The organism is Roseicella frigidaeris (genome assembly GCF_003258945.1).
GTDB lineage: Bacteria > Pseudomonadota > Alphaproteobacteria > Acetobacterales > Acetobacteraceae > Paracraurococcus > Paracraurococcus frigidaeris.
The window spans coordinates 97,815-116,792 of the sequence record NZ_QLIX01000006.1 but is presented as its reverse complement, the minus strand read 5'-3'; the positions used below and the strand labels follow the sequence as shown (position 1 = coordinate 116,792).

The 18,978-nt window shown below is 72.9% G+C and carries 15 protein-coding genes; 10 read left to right on the top strand and 5 right to left on the bottom strand.

Features of this window, described 5'->3' with window-relative positions; genetic code table 11:
* The first annotated feature begins 75 nt into the window (after positions 1-75).
* Complete coding sequence (locus DOO78_RS10750; RefSeq protein ID WP_111469763.1) at positions 76-510, top strand: cupin domain-containing protein; 435 nt, start codon at positions 76-78, stop codon at positions 508-510.
* A 154-nt stretch (positions 511-664) separates the two neighbouring features.
* On the opposite strand, the gene DOO78_RS10745 is transcribed toward DOO78_RS10750, so the two are convergent.
* Positions 665-1,324, bottom strand: coding sequence for a glutathione S-transferase (locus DOO78_RS10745; RefSeq protein ID WP_111469881.1), 660 nt, complete (start codon positions 1,322-1,324; stop codon positions 665-667).
* Positions 1,325-1,493: 169 nt separating this feature from the next.
* Between DOO78_RS10745 and DOO78_RS10740 the strand changes: the two genes are divergently transcribed.
* The 5 genes from DOO78_RS10740 to DOO78_RS10720 all read left to right on the top strand — a co-directional run bounded on the left by DOO78_RS10740 (position 1,494) and on the right by DOO78_RS10720 (position 6,877).
* Positions 1,494-2,711, top strand: a complete 1,218-nt coding sequence (locus tag DOO78_RS10740; protein WP_111469762.1) for a polyhydroxyalkanoate depolymerase — start codon at positions 1,494-1,496, stop codon at positions 2,709-2,711.
* 290 nt (positions 2,712-3,001) lie between these two features.
* Positions 3,002-3,577 carry a QcrA and Rieske domain-containing protein gene (locus DOO78_RS10735; protein ID WP_207802860.1) on the top strand — a complete coding sequence of 192 codons (576 nt, stop codon included), beginning with the start codon at positions 3,002-3,004 and terminating at the stop codon, positions 3,575-3,577.
* A 93-nt stretch (positions 3,578-3,670) separates the two neighbouring features.
* The gene (locus tag DOO78_RS10730) at positions 3,671-5,515 is read left to right on the top strand and encodes a methanol/ethanol family PQQ-dependent dehydrogenase (RefSeq protein WP_207802859.1); all 1,845 of its coding nucleotides are present in this window, start codon (positions 3,671-3,673) and stop codon (positions 5,513-5,515) included.
* Positions 5,516-5,526: 11 nt separating this feature from the next.
* On the top strand, positions 5,527-6,120 hold the full coding sequence (locus DOO78_RS10725; protein WP_111469761.1) for a hypothetical protein: 594 nt from the start codon (positions 5,527-5,529) through the stop codon (positions 6,118-6,120).
* Positions 6,121-6,220: 100 nt separating this feature from the next.
* Entirely contained in the window at positions 6,221-6,877 is a 657-nt protein-coding gene (locus DOO78_RS10720) for a polysaccharide deacetylase family protein (protein WP_111469760.1), read from the top strand.
* A 20-nt stretch (positions 6,878-6,897) separates the two neighbouring features.
* Here the strand turns inward: DOO78_RS10720 and DOO78_RS10715 are convergent, their stop codons facing one another.
* Both DOO78_RS10715 and DOO78_RS10710 read right to left on the bottom strand, forming a co-directional pair.
* The gene (locus DOO78_RS10715) at positions 6,898-8,472 is read right to left on the bottom strand and encodes an ABC transporter substrate-binding protein (protein WP_111469759.1); all 1,575 of its coding nucleotides are present in this window, start codon (positions 8,470-8,472) and stop codon (positions 6,898-6,900) included.
* Positions 8,473-8,595: 123 nt separating this feature from the next.
* Positions 8,596-9,660, bottom strand: coding sequence for an NAD(P)H-dependent flavin oxidoreductase (locus DOO78_RS10710; protein ID WP_111469758.1), 1,065 nt, complete (start codon positions 9,658-9,660; stop codon positions 8,596-8,598).
* Between the two features lie 176 nt (positions 9,661-9,836).
* Between DOO78_RS10710 and DOO78_RS10705 the strand changes: the two genes are divergently transcribed.
* Positions 9,837-10,265 carry an organic hydroperoxide resistance protein gene (locus DOO78_RS10705; protein WP_111469757.1) on the top strand — a complete coding sequence of 143 codons (429 nt, stop codon included), beginning with the start codon at positions 9,837-9,839 and terminating at the stop codon, positions 10,263-10,265.
* Between the two features lie 79 nt (positions 10,266-10,344).
* On the opposite strand, the gene DOO78_RS10700 is transcribed toward DOO78_RS10705, so the two are convergent.
* Together DOO78_RS10700 and DOO78_RS10690 are read right to left on the bottom strand one after the other, a co-directional pair.
* Entirely contained in the window at positions 10,345-11,520 is a 1,176-nt protein-coding gene (locus tag DOO78_RS10700) for an aminotransferase (protein WP_243634502.1), read from the bottom strand.
* Positions 11,521-12,113: 593 nt separating this feature from the next.
* Positions 12,114-13,346, bottom strand: coding sequence for a CaiB/BaiF CoA transferase family protein (locus DOO78_RS10690; protein WP_111469755.1), 1,233 nt, complete (start codon positions 13,344-13,346; stop codon positions 12,114-12,116).
* A gap of 402 nt (positions 13,347-13,748) precedes the next feature.
* Here DOO78_RS10690 and DOO78_RS10685 point away from each other — a divergent pair, with 402 nt between their 5' ends.
* Genes DOO78_RS10685 through glgA form a run of 3 tightly spaced genes read left to right on the top strand, consistent with a single transcriptional unit; the run spans position 13,749 to position 18,942 of the window.
* Positions 13,749-16,190, top strand: a complete 2,442-nt coding sequence (locus tag DOO78_RS10685) for a glycogen/starch/alpha-glucan phosphorylase (protein ID WP_243634501.1) — start codon at positions 13,749-13,751, stop codon at positions 16,188-16,190.
* A 35-nt stretch (positions 16,191-16,225) separates the two neighbouring features.
* Positions 16,226-17,497 (top strand): glucose-1-phosphate adenylyltransferase, encoded by a 1,272-nt coding sequence (gene glgC, locus DOO78_RS10680; protein ID WP_111469753.1) that lies wholly within the window; start codon positions 16,226-16,228, stop codon positions 17,495-17,497.
* A 2-nt stretch (positions 17,498-17,499) separates the two neighbouring features.
* Positions 17,500-18,942: a glycogen synthase GlgA gene (glgA, locus tag DOO78_RS10675; RefSeq protein WP_111469877.1), complete on the top strand. Its 1,443-nt coding sequence runs from the start codon at positions 17,500-17,502 to the stop codon at positions 18,940-18,942.
* Positions 18,943-18,978 lie beyond the last annotated feature (36 nt).

Below are 18,978 nucleotides of genomic sequence, written 5' to 3'. Positions count from 1 at the left end.
ATCGGGAGGCGCCGCACCGGCCGTGACCCAACCCGCCAGCCCCGAAAGGCGGCTGGCCAGTCCGGACTGCGCCCGATGCTCGACAAACCTGTCGTCTCGCTGTTCTCGCACGTCAAGCCGGGCGACACGCCCTGGCGCAGCGACGGATTGCGCGACTTCTTCCTCTACCGCGACCTCGGCATGGCCGATGCGACGGGCGGCCGGGTCATCGCCCAGCTCGTTAAGGCCAACATGCCGCCCGAGGCGGGCACGGGCTGGCACCGGCACATCGCCGAATGGCACATGGTGCTGATGACCAAGGGCTGGGCCAAGTTCATGTACGAGGACAGGGAGACGCTGGTCGAGGCGGGCGACTGCGTGCACCAGCGCCCCGGCATCGTGCACTACCTCTACGACTACTCGCCGGACATGGAGTATCTCGAGGTGGTCTCGCCGGCGGATTTCGGCACCGCCGATGCCGAGGGCCCCTGCGCGGTGCCGGCGCCGACGCCCTGGACGAGGGCCGGCTGATCCCCTTCATCCCGCGCGCAGGGCGGTTTCACCCTCCTGTCCCTCAGACGCCGGGCGCAAACCTTCGGTTTGCTTGGCTGCGCCGCATTTGCGGCGGCGCCCATTTGGGCGCTCGGCCCTGCGGGCCGTAGGTCGGAACACCGTGCGCCGGGGATCAGAACTCCGCCTCGAGGTCGAGCTCGGCGATCGGCGGCTCCGGCTCCCGCTTCGCCGCCTCGATCCATTCGGCGACGTCGGGCCAGGCGAGGATGCTGCGCGCATAGTCCTCGCAATGCCCCGCCAGGGCGACGTCGTAGCTGCGGAAGCGGGTGACGACGGGCGCGTACATGGCATCGGCGACGCTGCGCCGCTCGCCGAGCAGCCACGGGCCGCCCCAGCGCTCCAGGCAGTCGGTCCAGATCTGGAGGATGCGGGCGATGTCGGCCCGGGCGCCGGACCAGAGCGTGAAATTCGGCACCACGGCGCGCAGGTTCATCGGCAGGGTGGAGCGCAGCGCCGCGAAGCCGGCATGCATCTCGCCGCTGATGGCGCGGCAACGGGCGCGCGCCAGCCGCTCCTCCGGCATCATGCCGGCCTCCGGCACCAGCTCGTTCAGGTATTCGGCGATGGCCAGCGTGTCCCAGAGCTCGGCGCCCGCATGGCGCAGCGTCGGGATGCGGATGGAGGAGGATTGCAGCAGCAGCTCGGCCCGGCTGTCGGGATCCTCGGGCGAGACCACCTCGGTCTCGAAGGGCAGGCCCGACATGCGGCAGAGCAGCCAGCCGCGCATGGACCACGAGGAGTAGTTGCGGCTGCTGATGCGCAGGGTGGCCATCCCGGTGGCCATTTCGGCCGGCCCGGTCCTGCGGCGGCTCGGCACGGCCATCGCATCCTCCACGAGTGCTGGAGGGCCGAGCCTAGCAGCGCATTCGCAGTTGCGAAAAGGTGGCACGCTGCCACGATGCGAGAGGCCGCCGCCGGGCGGGCAGGAGCAGGCAGTCCGGATGATCTACCAGATGCTGCAGGCCAGCCAGGACCTGCTGACCCCGATGCGGCGCCTGGCCCGCGGCCAGGGCGGCGTGCTCGGGCTGCTCGAGGCGCATCCCGCCTTCTACCCGGCGCGGCCGCTGCGCGCGGCGCTCGAGGTGTTCGGCCATGCCGGGATCACCCATGCGCGGCCGGCCTTCGCGATCGGCCCGGTGCGCGTCGGCAACCGCATGGTCGAGGTGGAGGAGGTGGCGGTGCACGCGACCCCCTTCGCCACCCTGCTGCATTTCCGCAAGGATGTGGAGATCCGCCTGCCGCGCGTGCTGGTGGTGGCGCCGATGTCGGGGCATTTCGCCACCCTGCTGCGCAACACCGTCCAGGTGCTGCTGCAGGACCACGACGTCTACATCACCGACTGGCACAATGCCCGCGACGTGCCGCTCGCCGCCGGGCGCTTCGGCCTCGACGAGTTCACCGCGCATGTCATGGAGTTCCTGCGCGCCATCGGCCGCGGCGCGCATGTGCTCGCGGTCTGCCAGCCGGTGGTCGCGGTGCTGGCCGCGGCCGCGCTGATGGCCGAGGAGCACGATCCCTGCTCGCCGCGCAGCATGGCGCTCCTCGCCGGGCCGATCGACACGCGGGTCCGGCCGACCCGGGTGAACGCGCTCGCCCGGTCGAAGCCGATCGAGTGGTTCGAGCGGCGCCTGATCTCCACCGTGCCCTGGCGGCACCGCGGCGGCGGCCGGCGCGTCTATCCCGGGGCGGTGCAGCTCAGCGCCTTCATGAGCATGAATCTCGAGCGGCACCTGCGGGCGCATCGGGACCAGTTCTGGGCGCTGCACGATGGCGATGCGGAGCGCGCCGCCCTGCATCGCCGCTTCTACGACGAGTACCTGGCGGTGATGGACCTGCCGGCCGAGTTCTATCTCGAGACCGTGCACCGCATCTTCCAGGCGCATGCCCTGCCGCTCGGCCAGCTCGTCTGGCGGGGGCGGCGGGTGCGGCCGGAGGCGATCCGCCGCACCGCGATCCTCACCGTCGAGGGCGAGAAGGACGATATCTGCGCCATCGGGCAGACCATGGCCGCGCTCGATCTCTGCCGCGGCGTGCCGGTGACGATGAAGCGGCACCACCTGCAGACCGGCGTCGGGCATTACGGCGTCTTCAGCGGCCGGCGCTGGGCGCAGCAGGTCTATCCGCGGGTGCGCGAGATGATCCAGGTGAACGAAGGCTGAGGGCCGCCGGACGGGACGCGCCGCTCCCGTCCTGTCCGGCGAAGTTTCCCGGATGCCCGGCCGGGATTTCCTGAAATCGCCGGATCGTGATGCGGGTGCGCGGCCCCCCGCGGTTCATCCTCCCGGTGGTGATGGCGACGGCGTCGCAACGCCCAAATAGTGTCGAGGTCGATAAATCGACGATGCTTCGAGGAACGTCCAGAACGCGGGTGCCCGGCGCCCGCGAACGAGAACTCATGCCGTCCGAGGATCTGGCGGGCGAAGAGGCCGGCGGGAAGGACCGCCCGGCCGTGGCAAGGCGCGAGGTCGTCCTCGGCGGCGTCGCGGCGGCGATGGCCGCGGTCTGCTGCAACGAGGCGGCGGCCCAATCGGGAAGCCCGTCGGGCGACGCCGCGGCGCGGGCGCGGCCCGAGCCGGGCGACCAGCTGATCCTCGCCGATGCCGAGAAGGACGCGAAGCCCCTCGCGCCGGGCGATCTGGAGCCGAATGGCGATCAGGTGCTGGCCTGGGCCATGCAGCCCGGCAGCGGCACGGTGCGGAATGGCTCGCGCCTCAACCAGGTGCTGCTGATCCGCCTCGATCCCGCGGAGCTCGACGAGACGACGCGCAAGCGCGCGGCCGAGGGCGTCGTCGCCTATTCGGCCGTCTGCACGCATCAGCAATGCCCGGTCTCGGTCTGGCTGCCGGAGAAGCGGGCGCTGCATTGCCCCTGCCATGGCTCGGAATTCGATCCGCGCCGGTCCGGGCAGGTGGTGAACGGCCCGGCGCTGCGCCCGCTCGCCGCCCTGCCGGTGCGGGTCGAGAACGGTCTCCTCGTCGTCGGCGGGCGCTTCGTCGGGCGGGTCGGCGCGCCGCAGCCGGGCTGAAGGGGCCGGCCGCCGCGCCGCGGCGGATGGTCGGGGGGATTGCCGGGTCTGCGCCGCGATGCGGCGGCGATGCGGGTTTGGGAGGGAAAGAGAATGGCAAAACGCATGCTCAAGACCATGCTGCTGGCCGCGGTCGCCTCCGGCGCCCTGGGCGCGGCCGCGCTGGCGCAGAAGGCGCAGTCCACGCAGGGCAACGCGGCGACGCCCGTCGCGCCGCCGACCGCGCCGGCGCAGCGCCCCGCTGGCACCCAGGAGGAGCGCAAGGCGCCGGGCTTCACCCCGGTCACCGACCAGCGCCTGGCCAATCCCGAGGCGCGCAACTGGCTCATGTACCGCCGCACCTATGACGGCCAGGCCTTCAGCCCGCTCGATCAGGTCAATGCCGGCAACGTCGCCGAGCTGGTGCCGGTCTGGACCTTCTCGACCGGGGTGATCGAGGGCCACCAGTCGCCGCCGATCGTCAATGACGGCGTGATGTACGTCACCACGCCGCAGGCGCAGGTCATCGCCCTCGATGCCCGCACCGGCGACGTGCTCTGGCGCTACCGGCGCGAGCTGCCCGAGGACCTGACGCAGCTGCACCCGACCAACCGCGGCGTCGCCCTCTACGGCGACCGCGTCTATGTCGCGACCGTGGATTGCTTCCTCGTCGCGCTCGACGCCAAGACCGGCAAGGAGGTCTGGGCGCAGAAGGTCGAGGACTACCAGAAGGGCCACTACATGACGCTGGCGCCGCTGGTCGCCCGCGGCAAGGTCATGGTCGGCGGCTCCGGCGGCGAGTTCGGCGTGCGCGGCTTCGTCGCCGGCTTCGATGCCGACAGCGGCAAGGAGGCCTGGCGCACCTACACCATCCCCGGCCCGGGCGAGCCCGGCCACGACACCTGGAAGCAGGGCGGCTGGCAGACCGGCGGCGGCTCGATCTGGATCACCGGCTCCTACGACCCGCAGCTCAACCTGGCCTATTGGGGCACCGGCAACGCCGCGCCCTGGATGGGCGATGCGCGCCCGGGCGACAACCTCCACACCTCCTCGGTGGTGGCGATCAACCCGGATGACGGCAAGATCCGCAACCACCACCAGTACCACTGGAACGACAGCTGGGACTGGGACGAGGTCTCGGCGCCGATCCTGATCAATGTCGAGCACAACGGCCGCAGCATCCCCTCGCTCGTGCATCCGGCGCGCGACGGCTATCTCTGGCAGCTCGAGCGGCGCGCCGACAGCATCCGCTTCGTCTCCGGCATCCCCTTCGTGCAGCAGGACGTCTTCGCCAAGCTCGACCCCGAGACCGGGCGGCCCGTCTACAACGAGAACCGCAAGCCGCGGCTCGACCAGAAGGTGGAGTTCTGCCCCTCGCTCTGGGGCGGCAAGGACTGGCCGCCGGCGGCCTACAACCCGCAGACCAAGCTGCTCTACGTCCCGGCCAACGAGAATCTCTGCGGCTCCCTGACCGGGCACCGGATGGACCACGTGCCCGGCCAGCTCTTCCTCGGCGCCGGGCTCGAGGATATCGGCATGAGCCTGCGGCCGGGCGCCGACCATATCGGCGAGCTGCAGGCCTGGGACCTCTCGACCAACAAGAAGGTCTGGTCGCATCCCTTCAAGGACTCCCAGCTCTGGGGCCCGGTGCTGACGACCGGCGGCGGCCTGGTCTTCATGGGCGGGACCAATGACCGGATGTTCCGCGCCTTCGACGCCAAGTCGGGCAAGGTGCTCTGGCAGATCCGCACCAACTCCGGCGTCACCGGCGTGCCGAGCTCCTTCGAGGTGGACGGCACGCAGTACATCGCCGTGCAGTCGGGCTGGGGCGTCGATGCGCAGCGCATGCAGGATTCGCTGAAGAACATCGATCCGGTCCGCTTCAAGAGCGACGTGCCGCAGGGCGGCGTCGTCTGGGTCTTCGCCCTGCGCCAGCGGGCGCAGCAGGCCCTCCGCTGAGGGCCGCGGCGATGGCGCCGGGCACGGGCCGCGGGGCGGGGGGCACGGCGCCGAGCCGTGCCCCGGCTCGGGTCCGGCCGGCGGCGGCGCTGGCCGGGCTTGTCCTGGCCGCCCTGCTGCCCGGCGCGGCGCGGGCAACGGAGGCGGACTGCGCGGCGATCACCGCCGCCATGCAGGCGCTCGGCGCGGCCGAGCAATTCCACTCCCTGCTCACGGTGCAGACGCCCGGGCGGCGGCGGCCGGTGCGGCAGGAGCGGTTCGTCCTCGGCGACGTGGTCTATGCCAACTCGCCGGCGGCCGGCCGCTGGGTGAAGCTGCCGATGACCGCCGCCGAGCGCCAGGCGCTCGGCGCCGGCCTCGTCGCCTATCCGCCGCAGGACTGCCACGAGGAGGCCGGGGGGGAGATCGGTGGCGCCGCGGTCCGGCTCTACAGCTTCCGCCAGGTGCTGCCGGGGACCGGGGAGGGCAGCAGCTCGGAGGCGCCCGGCCGGCTCTGGGTGGCGGCGGCGGATGGCCGGCCGCGCCGCTACGAGGGGCAGCATGGCGAGGTGCAGGTCACCCTCACCATCGACTACGATGGGGTGGCGCCGCCCTACGGCCAGTGACGCCGGGGCCGGGGCCGGGGCCGGCGCAGGGGCGGAAGCCGCCGCGCCGCGCCCCGCCGCCCGGGCGGCATCCCACCACCGCCCTGCCGGAGCCGCCCGCATGCAGCCCCTCTGCCTCACCTTCGACAACGGGCCGGAGCCGGAGGTCACGCCCGGGGTGCTCGACACCCTGCGCCGGCGCCGGATCCCGGCGACCTTCTTCGTCGTCGGCGAGAAACTGCACGATCCCCGGGCGCGGGCGGTGGCCGAACGGGCCCGGGCCGAGGGCTTCCCGGTCGGCAACCACACGCTCAGCCATGGCACGCCGCTCGGCCGGCGCGGCGGCGCCGAGGCGGTCGCCGAGATCGCGCGCTGCGACGATCTGCTCGGGCCGTTGCGCGAGCCGGAGCGGCTGTTCCGCCCGAATGGCGGCGGCGGCGCGCTCGGGCCGCATCTGCTGAACCGCTCGGCGGCGCGGCACCTGCAGGCCGGGGGCCATACCGTCGTGCTCTGGAACGCCATCCCGCGTGACTTCGCCGATCCCGAGGGCTGGCCGGAGCGGGCGCTGGCGCAGCAGGCCGCGGCGACGGCGCCGGTGCTGATGGTGCTGCACGACCTGCCGAACGGCGCCATGCGGCATCTCGACCGGGTGCTCGGCACCTGGCAGGACCGCGGCGTCGCCTTCCTCGCCGTGCCGCCCGAGGCCTGCCTGCCGATCCGCGCCGGCCGGCCCATGCCGGGGCTGGCGGATTGCGTTTCCGAGGACCCGGCGGCCTGAGCCGCCGCCGGCCCTTCGCCCTATACCCGCTTCACGCCCCAGAAGGCGAGGACCTCGGAGATCGGCTCGCTGATCGACTTGCGGTAGGCGGTGTTGGCGAAATACTGCCCCGTCGGCAGGTAGGGCGCCTCCTCGAAGACCGCGCGCTGGATGTCGGCGGCGATCGCCTGCTGCCCGGCGAGGTCGGGGGCGTCGAACCAGGCCTCCCGCAGCGCGTCCAGCCGCGGCACCTCCGGCCAGCCGAACCAGGCCTTCGCGCCGTTGGCGCGCAGCCAGGTCATGACGCCCGGATTGACGCCGTCGAGGCCGTTCCAGGTGGTGTGGAACATGCTCCAGCCGCCCTTCTCCACCGGCTCGCGGCTCGACCGCCGCTGCACCAGCGTGCCCCAGTCGGAGACGCGGTAGTCCACCGCCATGCCGAGCTTCTTGAAGAGGTCGAGCTGCACCTCGGAGAGCGCCGAGAGCGCCGGCTGGTCGGAGGGGGCGAGGAGCACCACCGTCTCGCCCTTGTAGCCCGCCGCCTGCAGCTCGCGGCGCGAGCGGGCGAGGTCGCGCGGGCCGGTGATCGCCTCGATCCCGACCTCGCTGGCGAGCGGCGTGCCGGGGGTGAAGACCCCGGCCTTCGCGTTCCAGAGCGACGGGTCGGCGCCGGCCGCGGCGCTCATGAAATCCTCCTGGCTCATCGCCCGCAGCACGGCGCGGCGGATCGCCGGCTTGTCGAAGGGCGGGTGCAGGGTGTTGAAGATGCCGGTGCCGATGGTGCCGAGCGGGCTGCCGCGCTTGATCACCACCTCCCGCGCCCGCTTCAGCATCGGGGCGAGGTCGTTCGGCGGGTTCTCCCACCAGTCCACCTCGCCGCTCTGCAGCGCCGCCGCGGCGGTGCCGGGATCGGGCATCACCGTCCATTCGACCCGGTCGAAGAAGACCTGCTTGCCGCCCGCGGCCCAGCTCGGCGGCTCCGGCCGCGGCCGGTAGTCCGGGTTGCGCTCATAGACCACCTTCGCGCCCACCACCCGCTCATCCGCCTTGAAGCGGAAGGGGCCGCTGCCGATGGTCTCGCGGATCTGGGTGTTGGGATCGGTCGCCGCGATCCGCTCCGGCATGATGAACAGGGCGCTGGGGCCGATCTTCGCCAGGGTCTCCAGCATCGGGCCGAAGCGGCGGGTGAGACGGATGGCGAAGCTGCGGTCGTCGGGCGCCGTCATCTCGGCGGTGCGGGCGAGCAGCACCTGGCCCAGACCGTCCCGCTGCGCCCAGCGGCGGAGGGAGGCGATGCAGTCGCGCCCGCGCACCGGCTCGCCATCGTGGAAGCGCAGCCCCTCGCGCAGGCGGAACCGCCAGAGCAGCCCATCCTCCTCCACCGCATGGCCTTCGACCATCTGCGGCTGCGGCCGCAATTGCGCATCCAGCCCGTAGAGCTGGTCATAGACCATGAGCGCGTGGTGGCGGGTGATGTAGGCGGTGGTGAAGACGGGATCGAGGACGGTGAGGTCGGATTGCGGCACGTAGCGCAGCAGCTTCGCCGCGGGGGATTGCGCCAGTGCCGGCGCGAAGACGGCGCTGGCGGCGCCGGTGAGCAGGGTTCGACGGAGCATGACGGTGTTCCCGGTCCTGGCGTGGTGCGGCCGGCGTCCCTCCCTGGCCGCAGCCTTGCCGCGCCGGGCCGGGCGGCGCAAGGGGCGGGGCGCCCCGCCCGCGCCCGGCCCGCGCCGCGCGCCTCAGGGCAGCAGCGCCTCCGCCTCCGCCCAGAGGCGCCGGACCAGCGCGCCCGCCGGCTCCGCCGCGGCCAGGGCCGCGCCCTGGCCGGCCCAGGCCTGCATGCGGCCGAGCTCGCCCGCCGCCTCGGCCGCCGCCCGCACCTTGACCATCAGCGCCCGCTGCACGGGATAGGGCGCCGGCGCCAGCGCCTCGCCGAACAGCTCGGTCACCTGGTTGCGGATGCCGCGGCCGAGCCGGCCGGAGAAGCCGCGGGTCGGCACGGTGTCCTCGGGCCGGGTGCGCGGCAGGGCGTCGCGCCAGGCCGGGTGGATGCCGGCCTCCGGGCAGCGCAGGAAGCCGGTGCCCATCTGCACCGCGCTGGCGCCGAGGGTCAGCGCCGCGGCGATGCCGCGCCCGTCCATGATGCCGCCGGTGGCGATGACTGGGATGCGCACCGCATCGGCCATCTGCGGCAGCAGGGCGAAGAGGCCGATCTGCGAGCGCTCCGCCGCCGCATCCTCGAAGCTGCCGCGATGGCCGCCGGCCTCGGCCCCCTGCGCCAGCACGGCGGCGGCGCCGGCGGCCTCGGCGAGGCGCGCCTCCTCCACGGTGGTCGCGTTGCAGAACCAGGCGATGCCGCGCTCCCGCAGCCGCGCCGCGATCTCGGGCGGGAAGAGGCCCATGATGCTGGAGGCGACGGCCGGCCCCGCCTCGAGCAGCGCCTCGCACTGGGCGGCGAAATCCTGCACGAAGGGGCCGGGCCCCGGCTCCGGCACCGGCAGGCCGGCCAGCGCCTCGAGGGCGCCGCGCACCCGCTCCTCCTGCGCCGGGTCGCGCCGCGGGGCGGGATCGGGGATCCAGAGATTGATCTGGAAGCCGCCATTGCTGGCGGCGCGGAATTGCGCCGCCCAGTCGCGCATCTGCCCCGGCGAGGACATCAGCGCGCCGAAGCCGCCGAGGCCGCCGGCACTGGCGACGGCGGCGGCGAGGGCCGCCGGGCAGGCCCCGGCCATCGGCGCCTGCAGGATCGGCAGGCGCAGGCCGAAGCGGTCGCAGAATTCCTGGGCGCGGCGGCGGGCGGTCATGGCGGTCCTCCTCGGCCAGGGCGGGGCCCGGCCCGGTGCCCCTTATCGGGGGAAGCCGCCCCGGAAACAAATGCTGGGCACGCACGGGGCGGGCGCCTGGCCGGCGAGGCGGGACCGGTCATGCAACCCGGCGACGGGGCGGGACATTCAGGCGGTCGTCGGGGAGGAGAACGACGATGTCCGTTGACGTGAAATATCGGACCAGCGCGACCGCGACCGGCGGCCGCGACGGGGTGGCGCGGATCGAGGAGGGCGGGCTGGAGCTGCGGCTCTCGACGCCGAAGGCGCTCGGGGGCGGTGGCGGCCCGGGCAACAACCCTGAGCAGCTCTTCGCCGCCGGCTATGCGGCCTGCTTCATCGGGGCGATGAAGTTTGTCGCGGCGCAGGGCGGCACGGCGAAGGTGCCGAACGATGCGACGGTGACGGCGACGGTCGGCATCGGCCCGCGCAGCGAGGGCGGCTTCGGGCTCGAGGTGGCGCTGGCGGTGAGCCTGCCGGGGGTGCCGCGGGAGCAGGCCGAGGCGCTGGTGGAGCAGGCGCATCAGGTCTGCCCCTATTCCAACGCCACCCGCAACAACCTCGATGTCCGCCTGACGGTGGCCTGACGGGCGGAAGGGGCACGACACCGCTCCGGGCCGAGCCCGGATCGTCCTGCGCCCGGCATCGAGGGCGGGGCGCCGCCTCTCAGCAGCCGGCGAGGCGGCCCGGCACCTCGGCGATCGCCTCCGGCCCGGCATTGGCGAAGGCGAGGCGGACATGCCGCTCCTGGCCCGGACCGAAGAAGGGGCCGGGCAGGGTGAGGAGGCCGCGCTCGGTCGCCAGGCGCTCGGCGACCGCCATGGCATCGGGCCCGGCCTCCGGCACCCGGAGATAGGCGAAATAGGCGCCGAGCGCGTCCAGCCGCCAGCCGGGCACCTGCGCCGCCACCCTGCGGAACAGCCCGGCGCGCTCGGCCATCAGGTCGCGGTTGCCGGCGCGCCAGGCGGCCAGGGCCGGCACCGCCCAAGCGAGCGCCGCCTGGGCCGGCCGCGGGGCGCAGATCTGCCAGGTGTCGAGCGCCTTCATCAGGCCGGCCCGCATCCGCGGCCCGGCCAGGATCGCGCCGACCCGGTGCCCGGGGATGCAGTAGGCCTTGGAGAAGCTGTAGAGATGCACCACCCCCTCGCGCCAGTCCGGGTCCTGGAACAGGCGGTGCGGCGGCAGGGCGGCGGCCGGCAGGAAGTCGCGATAGGTCTCGTCGATCACCAGCCAGGCGCCGTGCCGCCGGCACAGCGCGGCGCAGGCCTCGATCACCGCCGGGGGATAGACCGCGCCGGTCGGGTTGTTGGGGGTGACCAGCACCAGCACGCGGGCCCCGCCGGCCAGCAGCGGCGCCAGCCGCACCGGATCGGGGAGGAAGCCGTCCTCGGCGCGGCAGGGCAGGGGCAGGGCAGGGATGCCCTGCATCGCCAGCGCCATACGGTGGTTGAAGTACCAGGGCGTGGGCAGGATGACGCCGCCCTCGGCGCCCGCCGCCAGCACCGCCATCGCCATGGCGAAGGCGAGGTTGCAGCCGGCGGTGATCGCCACATCGGCGGCGCCGAGCGGCGCGCCGTAGAAGGCGGCGGCATCGGCGGCCAGCGCCTCGCGCAGGGCCGGGTCGCCGTCGATCGGGCCGTAGCCGGCGGCGGCGCGGCTGCCGCCGGCCTCGGCCAGCCGATCGAGCAGCGAGGCGGGCGGCGGGTAGCCCGGCACCGCCTGGGTCAGGTCGATGGCCGGCCCGGCGCCGCCGGCATAGCGCGCCGCCCAGGCGCGGGCGGCGGGGATGGGGGGCGGGTCGGTCGCCTCGATCCGGGGCGAGAGGGGCGGCGGCATGGACATGGCCGGACCCTTCCACCGGCGCGGGCGGCGCGTCCAGCGGGCGGGGCGCCGCGGCTGCGCCCGGACCCGGCGCCGCCGCCGGGCCGGACAGGGCTCCCCTAGGGGCGGACCGGCCCGGCTTCGGCCTCAGCCGCGGCCGGCGATGCGGGCATGCGCGGCGGCGAGGCTGCGCGAGCCAGGGGTGTTGCCGCCCCGCATGTAATGGCGTTCCGGACGGTAGCGGCCGGGCTGCATCCAATGGGGCAGGAGCAGCAGGCACCGGCGGAGCGCCGAGACCGGGCCGCCTTGCGGCAGGGTGGAAATGCCAGGGGCATAAGATGAAGCCGCGAGCATTCGGGACCTCAAATCCAATGCTTCATACATTGAACTATTCGTGAGGTCTGTCAACACGGAAATGTGAGCCCTCTGCTGTCCGCCGCCACCGGCTGCTCGCCTCGACATCGAAACGATATAGCGCGTGCCATGCCGTTCCGCTGTGCGATTCCGCATGCGCGGCCGGTCCTGGCCCCGCACAAGACGCGGAGCCCGGCAGGCTTGCGCGCCGGCGCGGGAGGGGCGTTCAGCCTGACCGGCGGGCCGGCCGGGCGGGCGGTTCAGCCGCGGCGAATCGCGCGGCGCTCCGCCAGGGCGGCGATCTCCTCCGGGCCGTAGCCGAGCTCGGCCAGCACCTCCTCCGTATGCTCGCCGAGTCGCGGCGGATGCCGGCGGATGCTGGCCGGCGTGGCGGCGAAGCGGGTCGGCGGCCGGGCCATGCGCAGCTCCCCCTCGCTCGGGTGCTGCATCGGCTGGAACAGGCCGACGCCCGCGATATGCGGATGCGACGGCATGTCCTCGATGGTCGAGAAGGCGGTGGCCGGGATGTCGTGCGCCTCGCAGAGCGCGAGCCATTCCTCGGTGGTGCGCCCCGGCGCGATCTCGGCGACGGCGGCATAGACGCGGTCGATCTGGGCGTTGCGCTTCACCGGATCCTCGACCGAGAGCTGCTCGATCAGCTCCTCCCGCCCCGCCGCCCGGAAGAAGGCGCACCAATTGGCCGAGCTGTAGGGCAGCAGGGTCATCCACCCATCCTGGGTCGGCACCGGCTTGCGGTGCTGCAGGCGCTTGTAGCCCGGCTCGCCGATCGGCGGGGTGAAGGCATGGCCGCCCTGGTGCTCGACGGCGACGAAGGCGGCCATGGTCTCGAGCATCGGCACCTCGACGAGCTGCGCCTCGCCGGTGCGCTCGCGGTGCAGCAGCGCCGCCAGCACCGCCGAGACCAGCGCCATGCCCGTGATCTTGTCGGCGACGAGGGAGGGCACGAAGCGCGGCCGCCCCTCCTCCTGCCCGACGATGTCGGCGAGCCCCGAGGCGGCCTGGATGATCTCGTCGAAGGCCGGGCGGGCGCGGTGCGGCCCGTCCTGACCGAAGCCGGTGGCGACCGCGAAGACCATGCGCGGGTTGAGCGCCCGGCACTGCTCCGGCCCGAAGCCGAGCCGCGCCATGCCGGCGGGGCGGATGTTGGTCACCAGCACGTCGACGGTCGGGATCAGCCGGCGCAGGATATCGGCGCCCTCCGGCGTCTTCAGGTCGAGCGCCACCGAGCGCTTGTTGCGGTTCACCCCGAGGAAGACCGAGGCCATGCCTCGGTTGCGGAACACCCCGGAATTGCGCACCAGGTCGCCGGTGATCGTCTCGATCTTGATCACCTCGGCGCCCCAGTCGCCGAGCGTCTGCGTGGCGAGCGGGCCGAGCACCACGGCGGTGAGGTCGAGCACGCGAATGCCGGCGAGCGGGCCGCCCCTGGCCTCTGTCTCCGCCCCCGGTCCCTTGCTCTCCTGTGCCGACATGCCGGTTCCTCTCCCTTTGTCGCGTCCCGCGGGCAGGACACTGGCGCGGCGAAGACTAGAGCGTGATCGCCTGGGGTGAAATCGCCGAAGGCGCGAATCATGGGCTCAAGCAGCGCGCTGGACCCTGCGCCGCGAACCGGGGCGATTGTCGCGGGCCGGGAACGCCCCGCGGCCGGGCCCGTCCGGCGCCGGCGCGGGGCGGCCTGGACGGCGCCGCGGCGGCGGGCCAGGGTCGTGCCGGCCAGGCCCGGCGAGTCCGGGCGCCCCGGCGCTGCAACGGACGGGCAGGGGAGGTCGCTTTTGCTTCAATCTGCCGTAACGTTCGGGCAGATACAGAGGCCGGGCCGGGCAACGGGACCGCCCCCAGGCGAAAGGCAGCGCGATCCAGTGACTGATGCCATGATGACACACGATCAGGCCGCTGACGCGACCTCCCTCCGCGATGCCATCGTCCGCAAGCTGACCTATGAGATGGGCAAGAGCCGGAGCGGCGCGCGCGAGCGCGACTGGTTCCTGGCGACGGCCCTGGCGGTGCGCAACCGGGTCATCGACCGCTGGCTGGAGGCGACGCGCGCCGCCTACGAGCAGGGCGAGAAGCAGGTCTACTACCTCAGCCTGGAATTCCTTGTCGGCCGGCTGCTGCGGGACAATGTCAGCAATCTCGGCCTGCTCGAGCCGCTGCGCGAGGCGCTGCAGACGCTCGGGGTCGATTTCGACGCCATGCGCCAGGAGGAGCCGGACGCGGCGCTCGGCAATGGCGGCCTCGGGCGGCTGGCCGCCTGCTTCATGGAGAGCCTGGCGAGCCTCGGCATCCCGGCTTTCGGCTACGGCATCCGCTACGAGCACGGGCTGTTCCGCCAGATCCTGCACGAGGGCTGGCAGCACGAATACCCGGAGGACTGGCTGACCTTCGGCAACCCCTGGGAGTTCGCCCGGCCCGAGATCGCGCACGATATCGGCTTCGGCGGCTCGGTGGAGGCGGTGCGGGTCTCGGAGACCGAGATGCGCCATGTCTGGCATCCCGCCGAGACGGTGCAGGCGGTCGCCTACGACACGCCGGTGGTCGGCTGGCGCGGCCGCCACATCAACACGCTGCGGCTCTGGTCGGCCCGGGCGCTCGACCCGCTGAAGCTCGAGGCCTTCAATTACGGCGACCATGTCGGTGCGCTGGCCGACCGGGTGCGGCAGGAGGCGATCAGCAAGGTCCTCTACCCGTCGGACGAATCGCCGGCCGGGCAGGAGCTGCGCCTGCGGCAGGAGTATTTCTTCACCTCGGCCGCCCTGCAGGACCTGGTGCGGCGGCATCTCAGGGTCTATGGCGACCTCCGCTCGCTGCCCGACAAGGTGGCGATCCAGCTCAACGACACGCATCCGGCGATCGCCGTCGCCGAGCTGATGCGCATCTGCGTCGATCTGCACGGCATCCCCTGGGACGAAGCCTGGGAGGTGACGCGCGGCGCCATCAGCTACACCAACCACACCCTGCTGCCGGAGGCGCTGGAGAGCTGGTCGGTGCCGCTGATGGAGCGGCTGCTGCCGCGGCACATGCAGATCATCTACCTGATCAACGCCCACCACCTCGATTCCGTCCGCGCCAGGTGGCCGGGCGACGTGCGGCTGCTCTCCTCCGTCTCGCTGATCGAGGAGGGGCATGGCAGGCGGGTGCGCATGGGCCATCTCGCCTTCGTCGGCTCGCACAAGGTCAACGGCGTCTCGGCGCTGCATTCCGAGCTGCTGAAGAAGACCGTCTTCCGCGACTTCCACCTTCTCGCGCCCGACCGCATCGTCAACAAGACCAACGGCGTCACCTTCCGCCGCTGGCTGCAGCAGTCCAATCCCGGGCTGACCGGGCTGCTGGTCGAAGCCGTCGGGCCGGGCGTGCTCGACGACGCCGGGCTGCTGGAGGGGCTGGCGAAGCAGGCCGACGATGCCGGCTTCCGCGACCGCTTCGCGTCCGTCAAGCGCAGCAACAAGGAGGCGCTGGCGGCGCTGATCCGGCAGCAGCTCGACCTGCGGGTCGACCCGGACGCGATGTTCGACGTGCAGATCAAGCGCATCCACGAGTACAAGCGCCAGCTGCTCAACATCCTCGAGACGGTCGCGCTCTACGACGCCATCCGCTCGCAGCCGCATCTCGACTGGGCGCCGCGGGTGAAGATCTTCGCCGGCAAGGCGGCGGCGAGCTACCACCGCGCGAAGCTGATCATCAAGCTCGCGCACGACGTGGCGCGGGTGGTGAACGGCGACCCGACGGTGCGCGACCGCCTGAAGGTCGCCTTCCTGCCGAATTACAACGTCTCCCTCGCCGAGACCATCGTGCCGGCGGCCGACCTCTCCGAGCAGATCTCGACCGCGGGCATGGAGGCCTCCGGCACCGGCAACATGAAGCTGGCGCTGAACGGCGCGCTCACCATGGGCACGCTGGACGGCGCCAATGTCGAGATCCTCGAGCATGTGGGCGAGCCGAACATCTTCATCTTCGGCCTGACCACCGAGGAGGTGGAGGCGCGGCGGCGCGACGGCACGCACGGCCTCGCCGCGGTGCAGGCCTCGCCGCGGCTGGCGGAGGTGCTGGAGGCGATCGAGGCCGGCGTCTTCTCGCCCGACGACCGCGGCCGCTACCGCGAGCTGATGGCCTCGATCCGCGGGCATGACTACTTCATGGTGGCCTCGGATTTCGACAGCTACTTCCAGGCGCAGCGCCAGGCCGACCTGCGCTGGCGCGACCGCGCCGCCTGGCTGCGCAGCGCGGCGCTGAACACGGCGCGGGTCGGCTGGTTCTCCTCGGACCGCACCATCGCCGAGTATGCCGCCGAGATCTGGAACGTGCCGGTGCGCCGCTGAACGCCCGCCGGAGGGGGGAGCGATAGGGAGGAACGATGCCGCAATCCCACCTGCGCAGCGAGGGGCCGCTCGCCCGGACTGCCATGGCCTTCGTCCTGGCCGGAGGCCGCGGCAGCCGGCTGATGGAGCTGACCGACAAGCGGGCCAAGCCCGCCGTCTTCTTCGGGGGCAAGTCGCGCATCATCGACTTCGCCCTCTCGAACGCCCTGAACTCGGGGGTGCGGCGCATGGCCGTCGCCACCCAGTACAAGGCGCACAGCCTGATCCGGCACCTGCAGCGCGCCTGGACCTTCCTCCGGCCGGAGCGGAACGAGAGCTTCGACATCCTGCCCGCGAGCCAGCGCGTCTCGGAGCACAACTGGTATCTCGGCACCGCCGACGCGGTGTACCAGAACATCGACATCATCGAGGACCTGGCGCCGCGCCACATCGTCATCCTGGCCGGCGACCACGTCTACAAGATGGATTACGAGGTGATGCTGCAGCAGCACCTTGACCGCCGCGCCGACGTCACCGTCTCCTGCATGACCGTGCCGCGGTCCGAGGCCAGCGCCTTCGGCGTGGTCAAGGTCGACGCCGCCGACCGGATCGTCGACTTCATCGAGAAGCCGGCCGATCCGCCCGGACTGCCGGACGCGCCCGAGAGCGCCTTCGTCAGCATGGGCATCTATGTCTTCGAGACGCGGGTGCTGATCGAGCAGCTTCGCCGCGACGCCGCCGATCCCAACTCCTCGCATGATTTCGGCAAGGACATCATCCCCCGCATGGTGCGGGAGGGCTCGGCGCAGGCGCACCGCTTCGAGGAGAGCTGCGTCCGCTCGGCGATGGAGACCTCGCCCTATTGGCGCGACGTCGGCACGGTCGATGCCTATTGGGAGGCCAATATCGACCTGACCGATATCGTCCCGCCGCTCGACATCTTCGACAAGGACTGGCCGATCTGGACCTATGGCGAGGTGGTGCCGCCCGCCAAATTCGTCCATGACGTCGATGGCCGCCGCGGCGAGGCGATCTCCTCCCTGGTCTCGGGCGGCTGCATCGTCTCCGGCGCGGCGGCGCGGCGCTCGCTGCTCTTCACCGGCGTGCGCCTGCACTCCTATGCGCAGATCGACGGCGCGGTGCTGCTGCCCGGCGTCGATGTCGGCCGGCATGCCCGGCTGCGCAACGTCGTCGTCGATCGCGGCGTCCATATCCCGGAGGGGCTCGTGGTCGGCGAGGAGCCGGCGCTGGATGCGCGGCGCTTCCGGCGCACCGACCGGGGCATCTGCCTCATCACCCAGGCGATGCTCGACCGGATCGAGGCATGACGCTGCGGGTCCTCGCCGTCGCCTCCGAGGCCTATCCCCTGGTCAAGACCGGCGGCCTCGCCGATGTCGTGGGCGCGCTGCCGGCGGCGCTGGCCGGGGAGGGGATCGCCGTCACCACCCTGCTGCCTGGCTATCCGGCGGTGCTGCGGGCGATCGGCGAGGCGCCGGCGGTGCTCACGCTGCCCGACCGCTTCGGCCCGGCGCGCCTGCGCCGGGCGCAAGTCGGGGCGCTCGACCTGCTGGCGCTGGAGGCGCCGCATCTCTTCGACCGGCCGGGCAACCCCTATGCCGCGCCGGAGGGCGGCGACTGGCCGGACAATGGCGAACGCTTCGCCGCCCTCGGCCTCGCCGCGGCGGAGGCGGCGACGGCGCTCGGCGTCCAGGCGGTGCACGCGCATGACTGGCAGGCGGGGCTGGCCGGCGCCTATCTGCGGCACCTGGCGCCGCGGCCGATCCCGACCGTCTTCACCATCCACAACCTGGCCTTCCAGGGGCAATTCCCGCCCGCGCTCTTCCCACGGCTCGGCCTGCCGGCCGCCGCCTGGAGCACCGCGGGGGTGGAGTATTTCGGCAGCGTCGGCTTCCTCAAGGCGGGGCTCTGGTATGCCGACCGCATCACCACCGTCTCCCCCAGCTACGCCGCCGAGATCCGCACGCCAGCGGGCGGCATGGGGCTCGACGGGCTGCTGCGCGGCCGCGCCGGGGTGGTGAGCGGCATTCTGAATGGCCTCGACGACGCGGCCTGGGACCCCGCGACGGACCCGGCGCTGGCCGCCCGCTTCACCGCCGCCGCGCCGGAGGCCCGGGCGGCGAACAAGGCGGCGCTGCAGGCGCGCTTCGGCCTCGTCCCCGATCCCGCGGCGCCGCTCTTCGCCTTCGTCGGCCGCCTCGCCTGGCAGAAGGGCATGGATCTCGTCCTCGCGGCCCTGCCGACCCTGCTCGAGATCGGTGGCCAGCTCGCCATCCTCGGTACCGGCGAGCCGGGGCTGGAGGCGCAGTGCCGCGGCGCGGCGGCGGCGCATCCCGGCCGCGTCGGCGCCGCGATCGGCTTCGACGAGGCGCTGGCGCGGCTCTGCTATGGCGGCGCCGATGCGGTGCTGGTGCCCTCGCGCTTCGAGCCCTGCGGCCTCGCCCAGCTTTGCGCCCTGCGCTATGGCGCGCCGCCCGTCGTCGCCCGCACCGGCGGCCTCGCCGATACGGTGATCGATGCCAACGAGATGGCGCTGGCGGCGGGCTGCGCGACGGGGCTGCAATTCGCGCCCGGCGATGCGGCGATGCTCGCCGGCGCGCTGCGCCATGCCGCGGCGCTGATCGGCGATGCCGCGCTCTGGGCCCGGATCCGCGGCAATGCCATGCGCTGCGACGTGTCCTGGCGCCGCTCCGCCGCCCGCTACGCCGCGCTGTTCCGCGAGGTCGCCATGGCGGGCTCGAGCGTGATCGCCTGAGGGGGACTCACCGAAGGCGCGACGCACGCGACCAAA

Bases quoted from the DNA above. Each gene is read 5' to 3' on its own strand.
- DOO78_RS10750 (WP_111469763.1), top strand. From the start codon at position 76: ATGCTCGACAAACCTGTCGTCTCGCTGTTCTCGCACGTCAAGCCGGGC.
- DOO78_RS10745 (WP_111469881.1), bottom strand. From the start codon at position 1,324: ATGGCCACCCTGCGCATCAGCAGCCGCAACTACTCCTCGTGGTCCATG.
- DOO78_RS10740 (WP_111469762.1), top strand. From the start codon at position 1,494: ATGATCTACCAGATGCTGCAGGCCAGCCAGGACCTGCTGACCCCGATG.
- DOO78_RS10730 (WP_207802859.1), top strand. From the start codon at position 3,671: ATGGCAAAACGCATGCTCAAGACCATGCTGCTGGCCGCGGTCGCCTCC.
- DOO78_RS10725 (WP_111469761.1), top strand. From the start codon at position 5,527: ATGGCGCCGGGCACGGGCCGCGGGGCGGGGGGCACGGCGCCGAGCCGT.
- DOO78_RS10720 (WP_111469760.1), top strand. From the start codon at position 6,221: ATGCAGCCCCTCTGCCTCACCTTCGACAACGGGCCGGAGCCGGAGGTC.
- DOO78_RS10715 (WP_111469759.1), bottom strand. From the start codon at position 8,472: ATGCTCCGTCGAACCCTGCTCACCGGCGCCGCCAGCGCCGTCTTCGCG.
- DOO78_RS10710 (WP_111469758.1), bottom strand. From the start codon at position 9,660: ATGACCGCCCGCCGCCGCGCCCAGGAATTCTGCGACCGCTTCGGCCTG.
- DOO78_RS10705 (WP_111469757.1), top strand. From the start codon at position 9,837: ATGTCCGTTGACGTGAAATATCGGACCAGCGCGACCGCGACCGGCGGC.
- DOO78_RS10700 (WP_243634502.1), bottom strand. From the start codon at position 11,520: ATGTCCATGCCGCCGCCCCTCTCGCCCCGGATCGAGGCGACCGACCCG.
- DOO78_RS10690 (WP_111469755.1), bottom strand. From the start codon at position 13,346: ATGTCGGCACAGGAGAGCAAGGGACCGGGGGCGGAGACAGAGGCCAGG.
- DOO78_RS10685 (WP_243634501.1), top strand. From the start codon at position 13,749: ATGACACACGATCAGGCCGCTGACGCGACCTCCCTCCGCGATGCCATC.
- glgC (WP_111469753.1), top strand. From the start codon at position 16,226: ATGCCGCAATCCCACCTGCGCAGCGAGGGGCCGCTCGCCCGGACTGCC.